This window comes from Mesorhizobium sp. WSM1293, from assembly GCF_000513875.1.
GTDB lineage: Bacteria > Pseudomonadota > Alphaproteobacteria > Rhizobiales > Rhizobiaceae > Mesorhizobium > Mesorhizobium ciceri.
The window spans coordinates 90,106-103,724 of the sequence record NZ_AZUV01000009.1 but is presented as its reverse complement, the minus strand read 5'-3'; the positions used below and the strand labels follow the sequence as shown (position 1 = coordinate 103,724).

Annotated in this window: 15 protein-coding genes; 4 read left to right on the top strand and 11 right to left on the bottom strand. The window is 63.0% G+C overall.

The features are described 5' to 3' along the window. Window positions 1–67: 67 nt before the first annotated feature. The 8 genes from M729_RS0112240 to M729_RS0112205 form a co-directional block, all read right to left on the bottom strand. Window positions 68–1,549, bottom strand: coding sequence for a hypothetical protein (locus tag M729_RS0112240; RefSeq protein ID WP_027161712.1), 1,482 nt, complete (start codon window positions 1,547–1,549; stop codon window positions 68–70). Between the two features lie 39 nt (window positions 1,550–1,588). Continuing rightward, a complete protein-coding gene (locus M729_RS01000000134955; protein WP_032808347.1) occupies window positions 1,589–2,056 on the bottom strand; it encodes a GtrA family protein in 468 nt (155 codons plus the stop codon). Then, complete coding sequence (locus M729_RS0112230) at window positions 2,034–2,735, bottom strand: class I SAM-dependent methyltransferase (RefSeq protein ID WP_024503149.1); 702 nt, start codon at window positions 2,733–2,735, stop codon at window positions 2,034–2,036. Before M729_RS0112230 ends, M729_RS01000000134955 begins: the two co-directional genes overlap by 23 nt. After that, entirely contained in the window at window positions 2,728–3,717 is a 990-nt protein-coding gene (locus tag M729_RS0112225) for a glycosyltransferase family 2 protein (RefSeq protein ID WP_196815397.1), read from the bottom strand. Before M729_RS0112225 ends, M729_RS0112230 begins: the two co-directional genes overlap by 8 nt. 80 nt (window positions 3,718–3,797) lie before the next feature. Next, the gene (locus tag M729_RS01000000134950) at window positions 3,798–5,297 is read right to left on the bottom strand and encodes a HAMP domain-containing sensor histidine kinase (protein WP_032808343.1); all 1,500 of its coding nucleotides are present in this window, start codon (window positions 5,295–5,297) and stop codon (window positions 3,798–3,800) included. After that, complete coding sequence (locus M729_RS0112215) at window positions 5,294–5,968, bottom strand: response regulator transcription factor (RefSeq protein WP_013533623.1); 675 nt, start codon at window positions 5,966–5,968, stop codon at window positions 5,294–5,296. The genes M729_RS01000000134950 and M729_RS0112215 overlap by 4 nt, the downstream gene beginning before the upstream one ends. Window positions 5,969–6,008: 40 nt before the next feature. Beyond that, complete coding sequence (locus tag M729_RS0112210) at window positions 6,009–6,401, bottom strand: hypothetical protein (protein WP_024503146.1); 393 nt, start codon at window positions 6,399–6,401, stop codon at window positions 6,009–6,011. Between the two features lie 315 nt (window positions 6,402–6,716). Continuing rightward, on the bottom strand, window positions 6,717–7,334 hold the full coding sequence (locus M729_RS0112205; protein ID WP_024503145.1) for an outer membrane protein: 618 nt from the start codon (window positions 7,332–7,334) through the stop codon (window positions 6,717–6,719). Window positions 7,335–7,791: 457 nt separating this feature from the next. On the opposite strand from M729_RS0112205, the gene M729_RS0112200 reads away from it, so the two are divergent. Beyond that, entirely contained in the window at window positions 7,792–8,055 is a 264-nt protein-coding gene (locus tag M729_RS0112200) for a DUF6460 domain-containing protein (RefSeq protein WP_013533620.1), read from the top strand. Between the two features lie 65 nt (window positions 8,056–8,120). Here the strand turns inward: M729_RS0112200 and M729_RS0112195 are convergent, their stop codons facing one another. Beyond that, on the bottom strand, window positions 8,121–9,026 hold the full coding sequence (locus M729_RS0112195; protein ID WP_027161711.1) for a histone deacetylase: 906 nt from the start codon (window positions 9,024–9,026) through the stop codon (window positions 8,121–8,123). A 171-nt stretch (window positions 9,027–9,197) separates the two neighbouring features. Between M729_RS0112195 and M729_RS0112190 the strand changes: the two genes are divergently transcribed. After that, window positions 9,198–10,532 carry an MATE family efflux transporter gene (locus M729_RS0112190; RefSeq protein ID WP_027161710.1) on the top strand — a complete coding sequence of 445 codons (1,335 nt, stop codon included), beginning with the start codon at window positions 9,198–9,200 and terminating at the stop codon, window positions 10,530–10,532. Window positions 10,533–10,799: 267 nt separating this feature from the next. On the opposite strand, the gene M729_RS0112185 is transcribed toward M729_RS0112190, so the two are convergent. After that, complete coding sequence (locus tag M729_RS0112185; RefSeq protein ID WP_027161709.1) at window positions 10,800–11,876, bottom strand: quinone-dependent dihydroorotate dehydrogenase; 1,077 nt, start codon at window positions 11,874–11,876, stop codon at window positions 10,800–10,802. Continuing rightward, window positions 11,873–12,223: a DUF952 domain-containing protein gene (locus M729_RS0112180; RefSeq protein ID WP_024503140.1), complete on the bottom strand. Its 351-nt coding sequence runs from the start codon at window positions 12,221–12,223 to the stop codon at window positions 11,873–11,875. The genes M729_RS0112185 and M729_RS0112180 overlap by 4 nt, the downstream gene beginning before the upstream one ends. 186 nt (window positions 12,224–12,409) lie before the next feature. Between M729_RS0112180 and M729_RS0112175 the strand changes: the two genes are divergently transcribed. Together M729_RS0112175 and M729_RS0112170 are read left to right on the top strand one after the other, a co-directional pair. Beyond that, window positions 12,410–12,838 carry a hypothetical protein gene (locus tag M729_RS0112175; protein ID WP_013533615.1) on the top strand — a complete coding sequence of 143 codons (429 nt, stop codon included), beginning with the start codon at window positions 12,410–12,412 and terminating at the stop codon, window positions 12,836–12,838. 120 nt (window positions 12,839–12,958) lie between these two features. Next, window positions 12,959–13,618, top strand: coding sequence for a response regulator transcription factor (locus M729_RS0112170; RefSeq protein ID WP_027161708.1), 660 nt, complete (start codon window positions 12,959–12,961; stop codon window positions 13,616–13,618). Window position 13,619: the final 1 nt, after the last annotated feature.

Sequence of the window (13,619 nt, the reverse complement as noted above, 5' to 3'; positions counted from 1 at the left end):
GCTGCGCTGCAACATGGGTGTCAAGGCATATATTGGCTGTCGCGAAATCCGCCAGGAACGCACAGGATCAGGCGCCGGGCAGATAGATTACCGCGTAATCGTCCGAGTAGGCCCGTTTCCAGCCCAACTGGTCGAAGAAGGGAATCCGGCTGTCGTCGGCCGACAGCAGCGCCCAATCTATTGCGTATTTCTTCAGGCGGGCTTCGAGGAGCGGCTTGCCGTCGCCGCGTCCGGTGTCGTTGTCGCTCTTTGTGAAACCGCCCAGGAACAGTTGGTCCGTCCGTCCATCGATATAGGTCTTGAACCCGTGGAAAATCAGCGTGCCACCGAAATTGTAGGAATTCAGCACATTGCCGGATAGATGATGGCTTTGCGCGAATGCCAGCGCCCCGCTGGCCGATGTCTTCGGACTTGGCGCTACCTGATAGACGCTGCCGAGCACAGCGACCCCGCCGATCAGCAGAACGGCTGCCGTGCCGCAGATGGCGTAGAACCGTCTGGCTAAGAATCTCTCCAGCCCGTCGCGCTTTTCGGCCAGCCAAGCGGTGGCTGAAAGCGAGGGATATTGCTGTGCGACCTCGGCCGCCATCACCAGCGGAATCAGCAGGAAGAACAGGTACATGAAGCGCACATGGGCGAGATAGACATGCAAGGTGAAGACGACGAACAACGCCTTGGCCCAGCCAATTCGCAATCGGGACACCAATAGCCCGAAAAGCGCCAGCAGCATCACCGCTTCCTGGACGGGACTGTCCGGCGGATTGAACGGTTTCCATTCCATGATCAGCGACACTGCCTCATTGCCGTAAGCCACGGCGAGCGTCGCCAGGATGGCCTGGACGCCGTACGGGTGGATCAGGCTGACCAGCGGGCAAAGCAGGCCGAACGCGATCCACTTCGCCAGCAGGGCCGGTTTTGACAGGCCCGTGCGCGCCAGCAGATCGAGACCGGCGAAAGCCGCGATGACGAAGCTCAAGGTGAAGGTGGCGTGCAGGTTCGCCCATAACACGACCAGCACAAGCAGCCACCAGGGCGGCGCCCGTTCTTCCCTTGCCGCACCGAAGAGCACCGCCGTCCAGATGACGATGATCGGGAAGGTGAAGACATGCGGACGCGCCGTGAAGATCGGGTTGATCAGGAACACCGCCGCGAAGGCCAGTGTAATCGCCAAGATCGGTTTCAGCCATGCGCTGAGAAACCACCCCATCAGGAAAACCGTCAGGGAGATCGAGGCGATGATCGCGGTGACGACCCCGTTCCAGCCGCCCGCCCGGTAGGCAAGAGCCAGCAGGACCTGTCCCAGCCATTCCTTGGCAATCCAGGGCTGGCCTGCAAACGTGTAGGAATAGGGATCGACGGTCGGAAATGTCCGGTTAGTCAGGAAATCCAGACCGACCTTCACTTGCCACCAGCTGTCGGGATCCTGCAGGGTGGCGCCTGCCTGGGCACCCAACGCACCCGCCATCGCCAAGGCGGCGAGCAGGCAGAAGATCAGCCTGTTCCGCTCGTTGTACGTCGCGGCCTCCGCACTGGCCTGAGCGTCGTTCATGGGTGCGCCGCCTCTAATCGGTTCCGGTGACAGTTGGGTTCAAGGTGTTGGATTGGCGGGCTGCCGCCGAGGCTTGTCGGCCACCCGAACTGTGCGGTCGGTGCTGTCGTCCCCACGTCCCACAAACACGAAGCGGGCCGAGCCAAGATAGAAAACCACCGAATAGACGCAGATTCCCGCGAGGTGGACCAGCGGGTTTTCGACGATGCCTGCTGAACGGGCGGCGATTACGACGGCCAGATTGATGCTGTAGGCGACCAGAAAGACACCCCCGTAGCGCAGCGCGGTCCCGGGCTGGAAGCCATCGGCTCTGCTGAAGGTCCATTGGCGGTTGAGGAAGAAGCCGAGGACAAGGCCGGCGGCATAGCCCGTGGCGTTGGCAAGGATGTCGCCCAGACCCAGCGCAAGCCCGGCCAGAATGACCGCGTATCCCAGCGCCATGTTCAACAGACCGACGGCGCCAAATCGCAGCATCCTCGGGAAGTCAAACGGCAGGCTTGACCACATGCGCAAAATATTGGGCTCCGACAGGTACCTTGGTGAGGAAGCGCTCGAACGGCCTCAGTCTCGCAAGCATCCGAGGAAAGAAAATCCGGTAGACGATCCTCGTATTGGCAAGGCCCGCCTCGGCCATGCGCCCGCGCATCTCGCGCGAATTTATCAAAACCGCGTTTTCGTCGAAGGCACAGTTCCTCACCGCGTGCGTGGTCAGCGGGTTCCAGGGATTGTGTTCGAAGACGAAGAAGCTGCCGCCATCGGCCAGGACCCTGCCGATCTCGGCGAACAGCCCGATCTGCAGATTCTCGGGGATATGGTGGAAGACGCAGGCCGCGAAGGCCAGGTCGAAGCTGCCGTCGGCAAAAGGAATTGTCTTGCCGTCGAAATGCGTGAAGGCGGCCTGATCGGGGAAGCGCTTGCTGGCGATGTCGAGCGATTCACGCGAAGGATCGAGCAAGGTGATCTCGGCGCCGGGAAACGCGCTCCGCATATGGCCGAGCGAATTGCCGACGCCGGCGCCGAAATCCAGTATCCGTCGCGGTTCGACACCAGCCCGCCGCAGCGTCGCGGCGACGTCGTCGATCTTGTACCTGGCGAAGAAATCCGGGTTTTCGCCGCTCAGCCTTATGCTTGCGGCATGCTGCTCCTGATATTCCCGCGCAAACTGGTCGAATTCCGCCTCAAGCACGTGCGGCCCTCTTTGCCATCTCCTGCAGGCGATGGACCGGCAATTCGCCGTCCTCCACCGCCTGGCTGCGCGAAACGATCTCGTTGACGAAGTAGAGCGGCCGCCGCTTTGTCTCCATGTACATGCGCCCGAGATACTCGCCGAAGATTCCGAGCACCATAAGCTGGACGCTGCCGAGGATCAGCACGATCGCGGCAAGGCTGGTCCAGCCGGGCAACACGTTTCCGACCGACCATTCGAGCAGCGTGTAGCCGAGCACGACCAGCCCCAGAAGCCCGAACATCATTCCGAGCAGCGAGGCGAACCGCAAGGGCACGATGGAGAAGCTGGTCATCGCGTCGACCGCCAGAAGAAGCATTTTCTTCAGCGGATAGTGGGTGGTGCCGGCAAAGCGGCGGTGCCGCTCATAGGGAAAGGCCACCTGTCTCAGCCCGATCCAGCTCACCATGCCGCGAATGAACCTGTAACGCTCTGGCATCGCGTTCAGATGGTCGAGCGCGCGACGGTTCATCAATCGGAAATCACCGGTATTCGGGGCTATATCGACGTCGACCATGCGGCGCAGCAAACGATAGAACATGGACGCGGAGGCGAGCTTGAACCAGCTTTCGCCATCGCGCGTCAGCCTCTGGCCGTAGACCACATCGAAGCCTTCGTTCATCTTCGTCATCATCGCGCCGAGCAGTTCAGGCGGATCCTGCAGGTCGGCATCGAGAATGAGAATGCGCTGGCCGCGACAGAATTCGAGCCCGGCGCTCAACGCGATCTGGTGGCCGTAATTGCGGGCGAGGTCGATGGCGACGACATGGTCGTCCTTTTCGGCCAGCTGCAGAATGGCCTCGCGCGTACCGTCGGTCGCGCCATCGATGACAAGGACGATCTCGTAGGAAGGGCCTTGTTCAAGGCATGCGGCCGTTACCCGCCGATGCAGTTCGGCCACGCCATCCAGCTCGTTGTAGCATGGGATGACCACCGACAGCATGACGCCGCGTCGCGCGGTGTTTTTCTCCGTCTCCACCAAAGCCTTGCTCCCGCTATTCGATTGGGAATAGCGGCAATTGGTTAGAAAACAGATAAGCCAGTGGGATCGGCCGCAACCGTCGGTCGGCCATCATTTCTGTCGCACGCGGCCACCGGCCGAACCGGCAACTCCATGCGGAGGCGGGCGCCTTGCCAGGAGCCCGCCACTATCCGGATCGAGCCGTCGTGCAGCAGTGCGATCTGCCGGGCAAGGTTCAATCCCAGGCCCGCGCCGCGCGATTGCGGCTGCAGGCGGTAGAAGGGCTCGAAAACATTCTCGTGCTCATCGGCAGGAATGCCTGGGCCTTCGTCGCGGATTTCGACGCCGCCGGTTTCATCGATCGCTATGGTGATCGTGCCGGAACCGCCGCCATGATCGATGGCGTTGCGCACGAGATTTGCCAGCGCCCGCTCGATCTGCAGCACGTTGATCTCGACATGGACCTTGTTGGCTGGCGGCTCGAAGGCGAGATCGTAGCCTGCTTCGATGGCAAGCGGGGCGAAGTCGGCAGCAACCCGGCTGGCAAGATCGCAGAGGTCGATGATCTGGCGCTGGTCCGCCGGGCGGTCGAGCAGTTGATGGTCGAGCAGCTGCTGCGCAAGATGCGACAGGCGCTCGATGTCATGCAGCAGGCGCGCGCTTTGCGGTTCCTGTTTCAGCAATTCGGCGCGCGTGCGCAGGATGGCGATCGGCGTGCGCAGTTCGTGCGCGGCGTCGGTGAGGAAGCGGTTGTGCCGGTCATAGCCCTGGGCGAGGCGGGCCAGCGTCTGGTTGAAGGCATGCACCAGCGGCGCGATCTCCTGCGGCACATTCTTGACCGGCAGTTGCATCGCACGGGTGCCGATGTGGATGCGCGCGGCCTGCTGGACGGTGTCGACGAGGCCGGCAAACGACCGGCGCACGACGGCTGGCGTCGTCACCAGGGTCGTGGCTCCCATGACGAGGACGATCGGCAGCAGCAGGATGACGATGATGGCCGCGAGAGCGGGAAGCGCCTTCTCCCAGTTCCTGCTGCCGTCCGGGTTCTTGGCGACGTCGATGGTGGCCGAAATGGTGACTTCGAGGCCGTCGGTCTCTTCCCGCGACGATCGCGTCGCGGCAATGATCTGAACCGTGCCAGCCTTGGTCGAAACCCTTTCGAGATAGGCCTCCGGCCTCAAATCATCTTCGGAAAAACCGACGGTGGCGTGATCGACCTGGCCCAGCAGATCGCCAAAATTCCTGGTGTAGACGTCGGGTATGCTGCCGAAGCGGATGCTCTGGCCGCTGTTGTCGCGGATGATGTACCAGACATTGGGGAAACCCTCACGAAACGAACGCAACCCATCGGTCTCATGGACGATCAATCTGCCGTTGCCGTCACGATCGACGGCATCCTTGAGGGCGGCGACGGCAGCCTCGTTGTCGACAAGAAGCCGTGGATCGGCGATCCACAGCGCGGCCGCGCACAGCACGATGAAGACAAGAAGCGTCGCCGCCTGCAGCAGGATCATCCGCCGCACCAGCACCCATTGCAGCGATCGCGTGCGCGGCTTCTTCACGAGGCGGCCCGCAAGAGATAACCGAGGTTGCGGATCGCCCTGATCTCGATGCCGGCAGCGACGTCGTCGAGCTTGCGACGCAGCCGCGAAATGTGCGCATCCAATGCATTGGAGCCGATCTCGTCGTCGAGAGCATAGACGGCTTCTTCCAGCGCCCCGCGCATGATCGTCCGCCCCGGCCTGCGGATGAGCGTTTCGAGCACCAGCCGCTCGCGCCGCGGCAGTTCCAGCGCCTGATCCTCGACAAGCGCCTCTCGATGGCGGAAGTCATAGGTGAGGCGGCCGACCATCACCTGATTGGCACGCGTGGTGAACGAACGCCGGTGCAAGGCATTGAGCCTGGCGACCAGTTCCACCGTGGCGAACGGTTTGACCATGTAGTCGTCGGCGCCGGCGTCGAGCCCCGCCACGCGATCGTCGAGCCCGCTGAGCGCCGTCAACGCGATCACCGGCACGTCCAGATGCAAGGCCCGCAGGCGCGGGATCAGGCTGAGGCCATCGCCATCCGGCAGCCGGCGGTCCAGCACCACCGCGTCATGGTGGCCGAGCCGCGCCACGGCTTCGGCATCCGCCAGTGTCGCGGCATGGTCGACGATGATGTCCTGGCGCTCGAGCGCGGTCTTCAGCACCGAGGCCATTTCCGGCTCGTCCTCGATCAGCAGGATGCGCATGCGCACTCTCCGTCACAGGCAGCCGGCACGCTGTGGCAATTCATTCGCATTCCAGCTTCGGTTGACGAAAATTGGTGATGAACCATCGGCCGCCCGAGGCGCGGGCATAGAACGTATAGAAGCATTCCTGGCGCTCGATATAGCCAGGCGTTTCGGTTTCTTCGTAGACGGTTCCGTGTTTTGTATGGCGAACTTCGCCGCTGGAGCTTCCGGAAACCGCATTGGTGGATATTTTCCGCCATTGATAGGCCCGCTCGCCCCGGCCGAGATCAACGACGGCGGTCGGCGGCCCGTAGTCCAGAATGACCGATTCGACCGGTTGCCCGATGTAGTTCTTCATGATGTCGGAGGCGCATCCCGTCAGCGCCAGCACGATGGCGACGAAGAACGCCTTGGAGATCCACACCAGATGGTTCGCGTTGCGTTTGGACATATCCGATTCCCGTCATCAAGGTCATCCGCGGCACCGAATGCATGTCGCCCAAAAGCGGTCCCGGTTTTGGGACAACGACATGCACAAAACAAAACCTGAAGCGGGCCGCATGATCCGTTTCGATGCGACGCGCTTTAGGACGTGAAGATTGCATCGGCATTACGCAGGACCTGGCACACAAATGCGGTCTGCCGACACGCGTCGATGACGGTGCGGATGGAGGCAAAGCAATCGCGCGGCCCCGTTGCATCCGGGCGCCGCGCAAGGTCGTTCGAGCAAAATACAAAACAGGTTCGACGGAACCCATGGCCTGCCCTAGAACCGGTAGTTGATGCCGGCCTTCAGTTCATGGCTGCCGATCGTCGCCTTGGATTTGCCCAGGGCGGACGTCGTTTCGACGCCTGGGGTGCGCACATAGTCATATTCGACCTTGGCCGAGAGGCCGCCGGCAAAACCCTGCTCGATGCCGCCGCCGACCAGATAGCCGAGTTTCCATCCGTCGATATCGTTCACCTTGTCGCCCTTGTCGAATTTGGTCATGGCGACGCCGCCGGTTCCAAACAGCAGCGTCTGGTCGAAGCTCAAGCCGGCCTTGGCCTTGGCGGCACCGCGCCATTTTTCCTTGATCTTGCCGCCCCGGACGTCGTGCTCGGCGCCACCCAGATAGGAGCCCTCGATCTCGGCACCGAGAACCGCTGGACCCATCTGCTGGTTGTAGCCCGCCTGAACGCCGCCGCTGAGGCCGTTCCTGCCGGCAAACGGGTTCGGCATCCCGGTGAACGCCGTGCCGCCATGCACGCCGACATAGGCGCCGCTCCACTGGAACGCGGGGGGATCATTGTAGGCGGGCGAAAGGTCGGCGGCCATCGCCGGCCCCAGGAGGCACATGGCAAGGGCACTTGCCGTCAGGATGATCTTTGCTTGAGAGAACACTGCATTACTCCAACACGCGCGCGCATCCGGCAATCGATGCGCAGGTTTCCCGAAGAACTCGACCGTTGAGGCGGTCGGGCTCCGATTTGGTGTCTTTCAGGGATGGTTGCGCGGTCCTGGGACTGGCTTTCGCCAGTTGTGGTAGGGGGTCAGATCGCCCGCGCGGCCAATCGCCTGAAAGACGCCGACCGTCTCGCAGGCGAAAATTGCGCGCACATTGCGGGAAATCGAAAAATGAACGTTTTTCGCTTTGTTTTCAATAAATTAAAGCGATGTTGTTTACGCAAATTTAACAGTCTGGCGCGGGTTTAGTCCGTTTGGCAGCACAAGCCTGCCATGCAATCGCGCGGTGCAGGCCGTTGGCATCCCGCAAAACTCCCGGCTTGAAGCGGACAAGCCAAGTGCGTATGTCTGGCCGACGCCCTCGAGCCTGGGTGCCTCAATCGGGAGACGAGCCTTGTCCGCACTGACGCGCTTTCTTGGCGACTCGCCGCTCAAGGTGATCCTGAAACTGCTGGTGGTGTCTTTCCTCGTCGGCCTGGTCATGAATGCCTTCGGCTGGTCGCCGATGGATGTGCTCTACGGCATCCGGAAGTTCTTCATGGACCTGTGGAATCTCGGCTTTCATGCCATCGACCGTTTCCTCGGTTATATCCTGCTGGGCGCGGCTATCGTCGTGCCGGCGTTCATCCTGTTGAGGCTCGCCAACTACCGGAAGTAGAGCATGATCCCGAACCGCAGGTCCGCGTCAGCGAACCCTGGCACCGGTTTTTGGACAAGATCGTACTATCGGGCGCAGCCTGCGGCGACCTCGAACAGGATGGCATGGCGCGCGGCAAGGGCGGGCACATCGGTGGAATAGCCACCGCCTATGACGCCGCAGACCGGAACGCCCTGCGCGCGAAAATGGCTGATGACCATGTCGTCACGGGCGCGCAGGCCGTCATCCGACAGCGACAGCCTGCCAAGCCGGTCATCTGCATGGACGTCGACGCCGGCATTGTAGAACACGATGTCCCAATGCGCCTGTGCGGACAGCTCCGGCAGGATGGCGGCGAGCCTCTCGAGATAGGCAGCGTCACCCGTGCCGTCGGGCAGCGCGACATCGAGGTCGGAGGCGATCTTGCGCACTGGGTAGTTGCGGTCGCCATGCATGGAAAAGGTGAATACGCGCGGGTCATCGGCGAGAATATCCGCCGTGCCGTCGCCCTGGTGCACGTCGAGATCGACGACCAGGATGTTTCGTGCCGCGCCTTCGGCCAGCAGCACCAATGCGGCGACGGCGACATCGTTGAAGGTGCAGAAGCCCGCGCCTTGCGCGCGCCGCGCATGGTGGCTGCCGCCGGCAGTGTTGCAGGCGATACCGTGGCGCAAGGCCAACCGCGCCGCCAGCACCGTGCCGCCGGTGGCAAGCTGCGCGCGCAGCGAGACGCGGGGTCCGATTGGAAAACCGATCTCGCGTTCGATCTTTTCGGGCACGCGGCAGTTGATGACCTGGTCGACATAGTCCGCCGCATGGGCAAGCTCCAGCCATGAAGCCGGCGCCGGTTCGGCGGTGCTGAGCGCGTCGGGGCCGGCGAGGCCGCGTGTCCGCAGCGCCTCCATCAGCAGGGGATATTTGCTCATCGGAAAGCGATGGTTGACGGCGAAGCCGGCGTCGTAGTCGGGATGATGGACGATCTGCAGAGGCATGAACTCGTATCCGGCTGGCTCACGCCAGACCGGGATTTCGGTTGGCCGTCAAGGGATAGGTGATTGCGCGGTGGCCGGAAAATGGGGCACATCGACGGTTCCATCAAGCCGCAATCAGCAAGGCAGCAATCCTTGGACAAAGGCGCAACCCCAGCCGACGCCGGATCCCCGATCCTCTCGGGATCGCCGCTTCACTCCGGATCATTTGTCGTCACCAACCGCTCCGTGCTCGCCATCGCGGTGCCGATGACGCTAGCCTATCTGACGACGCCGATGCTCGGCCTCGTCGACACGGCTGTCGTCGGCCAGTTCGGCGATGCCGCCTTGCTCGGCGGCCTGGCTGCCGGCGCACTGATCTTCGACGTCGTCTTCACCTCTTTCAATTTCCTGCGCTCGGGCACCACCGGCCTTGTCGCACAGGCATTTGGGCGTGGCGATGCCCTGGAGGAACAGGCGGTGTTCTGGCGAGCCGTGCTGATCGCGGTTATCGCCGGCATCGTGCTCGCTGCCCTTGCGCCGCTGGTCGCCATCGCCGGGCAAAAATTCATGGGCGCCGAACCGCGCGTCAGCGAGGCGATGGGCGTCTACATCAGGATCAGGCTGCTTGCAGCCCCCTTTTCGCTGATCAACTACGCCATCCTCGGCTACGTGCTGGGGCGCGGCGAGGGCGGGCTTGGACTGGTGCTGCAATTGGTGCTGAACGGCATCAACATCGCGCTGTGCTTCCTGCTTGGGCTGGAACTTGGCTGGGGCGTCGCCGGCGTTGCCTGGGCGACCGTCACCGGCGAGTTCCTGGCCATGCTGCTCGGCCTGGCCATCGTGATCCGCCGGTTTCGCGCGGCCCCGCCCTTGCCGCGCCATCGCCTGCTCGACATGACCGCCTTCCTGCGCATGCTGTCGCTCAACCGCGACATCATGATCCGTTCGTTCTCGCTGCTCGCCGCCTTTGCATTGTTCACCCGCCAGGGCGCGCAGTTCGGCACGGTGACGCTGGCCGCCAACGCCGTGCTGATGAATTTCTTCCTCGTCGCCGGCTATTTCCTCGATGGCTTTGCCACCGCCGCCGAACAGCTGGCGGGCCGTGCCGTCGGCGCACGTGCCGCCGCACCGTTCCGTCAGGCCGTGCGGCTGACGCTGTTCTGGGGTTTCGGGCTGGCGGGAGCCGCGACGCTGGTAATGCTGTTTGGTGGCGCCAATCTGGTCGCCCTCGTGACGACATCGGAGGACGTTCGTTCGGTGGCCGACATCTACCTGCCATGGGCGGCATTCACGGCGCTGAGCGGTGTGCTGGCGTTCCAGATGGATGGCGTCTTCATCGGTGCGACCTGGTCCCGCGACATGCGCAACATGATGCTGCTGTCGTTCCTGGTTTTCGCGGCCGCGCTGCTGACCCTTGCGCCCGCCTTCGGCAACAATGGACTGTGGGCGGCGCTGCACGTCTTCCTGCTGGTGCGAGGCTTCAGCCTGCTGACGATCCTGCGGCTCAGGGTACGGACGGCGTTTTAGACGTGCCCCCGGAAGGCCCTGCGCCGTTCAGGACACCGAACGCCAGCTCTCGCGATAGGAATTTTTTCTTGACTCGGTGATCTCAGCTATGGTACATTTTTGCCCATGGTGCTGATTTGCGCCAATGACCCGCCGCACTGGCGGGTTTTTTGTTTGATGCGCCGTCAGCCAACGCCCGGCGAAAGCTCCGAAGGAACCCTTTGACCCGAGTTCGTTGCACCATCTGCGAGCGGGCCGTCAGCCGCGACCTGCGCTCCTGAGAGCAGTTCAGAGTTGCCTGGACGCCCAGAAGTCGAGGCGGCTGTCGCGCAACTCGCAAATCGACCTCAGCCGTTCTTTTTCGACGAAACGGGCCATTCCGGAAAGAATACGGCTTGGCAGCGAAGGCCCGGCATAGATCATGCCGGTGTAGAGCTGCACCAGATCGGCACCCGCACGGATCTTGTCCAGCGCCGTATCGGCGGAATCGACGCCGCCGACGCCGACGATGGCAAGCTCCGGCCCGAGCAGTTTGCGCATCTTCGCCAGCACGATGGTCGAACGCTCGAACAGCGGCTTGCCGGAGAGCCCCCCGCTCTCGCGCGCGGTGTCGCCGCTGCGCAGTGGCGGCCGGGAGATGGTGGTGTTGGAGACGATGACGCCGTCCACCCGCTTTTCCGTGACTTCGGCGGCGATGTCCGCCAGTTCTGCCTCGACCAGATCCGGCGCGATCTTCAGGAACACCGGCGGCCGGGCGGTTGCCGCGGCGCGCGCGGCCATGACCCGCGACAAGAGCTCGCCAAGCTGCTCACGGGCCTGCATGTTGCGCAGGCCCGGCGTGTTGGGCGAGGAGATGTTGACGGTCAGATAGCTGGCGTATTGCGCAAACCGGGCGGCGCCGCGCTCATAGTCGCCGATGCGGTCGCTGCTGTCCTTGTTGGCGCCGATGTTGACGCCGACGATGCCGCCACGCCCCTTGCGCGCGGCAAGGCGCTTTTCGGCCGCCGCATGGCCTTCATTGTTGAAGCCCAATCGGTTGATCACCGCATCGTCGGCCGTCAGCCGGAAAATGCGCGGCTTCGGATTGCCGGCCTGCGCCAGCGGCGTGATCGTGCCGACCTCGGCAAAGCCGAAGCCCAGGCCAAGCAGCGCGTCGGGCACTTCGGCGTTCTTGTCATAGCCGGCCGCCATGCCGAGCGGATTGGGGAAATCGAGGCCGCAGATGCTGACCGTCAGCCTGTGGTCGCGGATCGCTGGTGCACCAACCGGAACGCCGCATCGCAAGGCCGCGATCGACAGGCCATGCGCGGTTTCCGGATCGAAGGCGAACAGCAGCTTCTGGCCGAGCCGGTCGAGCACGCTCATTGCCCCTCCAGTGCCGGGAACTGGTGCACACCATCGGAGCCAAGCGGCAGTGGCCGGACCCACAGCACAGCCTTGAGGCCGAGCGGACCATAAAGATGCGGAAACAGCGCACCACCGCGCGAGACCTCGTATCTCAGCGCAGCACCCAGGCTGGCGCCGTCGATGGCGACCAGCAGAAGGTCGGTCTGGCCGGCAAAGTGCTTTGCCGCCGTTTCCTTGACCTGCGCCGCCGTGGAGAAGTGGATGAAGCCGTCTGCGACATCAATCGGCGCGCCGGTGAAGCGGCCATGCGTTTCGGCCTCGCGCCAAAGCGCCTGCGGGGTTATCTTGTAGATAATCTGAGACATGGTTGCGCTATAGAGCAGTTCCAGGAAAAGTGTGAAACGGTTTTCCCGGGAAAAGCGCATAGCGCTTTCCCTTGGGAATTGCTTCAAAAGATTCCGAACCAGCCATTCGGGAAAGGCCACGCCAAGGGTCTTCCCCATTTCCGGCGCAAACATGCGATATCTGAGGCCTTTGCCATGGAGGACAACATGCGTCTGCAGCACATCTTGATCCCCGCTGCGCTCGTTTCGCTGGTCGCGGCTTCAGCTTATTCGGAAGAAACCGACCGCTACCGGCTGGAAAAGTCGGCCACCGGCTATATCCGCATGGACACCCAGACCGGCGCCATGTCGATCTGCGACGAACGCTCCGGCCAGCTCGTCTGCAAGATGGCGGCCGACGAACGCGCCGCTTTCCAGGACGAGGTCGACCGCTTGCAGACCTCGATGAAGGCGATGGACGAGCGCGTCACCAAGCTCGAGAATTCGCTCTCCGCCCGCCTCGAATCGAAACTGCCGAGCGAAGAGGATTTCAACAAGACGATGGGCTACATGGAGCGCTTCCTGCGCGGCTTCATGGGCATCGTCAGGGATATGGACAAGGACAACGGCGCCCAGCCCAATTCGCAGAAGACCTGAGCGTTTCAACCACGGGAGGCGGCGCACTGGCTTTGCCGCTTGAAAACAGCGCGCAGCCGCTCATAATCGTCCAGTTGAACCCGAAAAGCCAAAAATCATCGGGGATTCGGGGAGGGACATTTGCCGGCAGGCTATTCTTTCGTCATCGCCGACGATCACCCGCTGTTTCGCGGTGCGCTGCGCGAAGCGCTCGCCGGCATCGGCAATGTCGCCGCCATCCATGAAGCCGGCGATTTCGAGAGCGCCAAGGCGCTGGTCGTGGCCAACGAGGACATCGACCTGGTGCTGCTCGACCTGTCGATGCCGGGCGCCAGCGGCCTCTCCGGCCTGATCTCGCTGCGTGGCATCCATCCGGCGGTGCCGCTGGTCGTGGTGTCGGCGCATGACGATCCGGCGACCATCAGGCGGGCGCTCGACCTCGGCGCTTCCGGCTTCATCTCCAAATCGGCCAGCATGGAAGAGATCCGCAGCGCCGTGCAATCGGTGCTTGCCGGCGATATTGCAGCACCCGTCGGCGTCGATCTCGGCACCGAGCGCGACCCTGAAATATCCGACCTGATCAAGCGGCTGCAGGCGTTGACGCCGCAGCAGACCCGGGTGCTCGGCATGCTGGCCGAAGGCCTGCTCAACAAGCAGATCGCCTATGAACTCGGCGTCTCCGAGGCCACCATCAAGGCGCATGTCTCCGCCATCCTGCAGAAGCTCGGCGTCGACAGCCGCACCCAGGCGGTGATCCTGCTGTCCAAGATCGGCAGCGACCCGCTGCAGCCGGCGGGTTAGA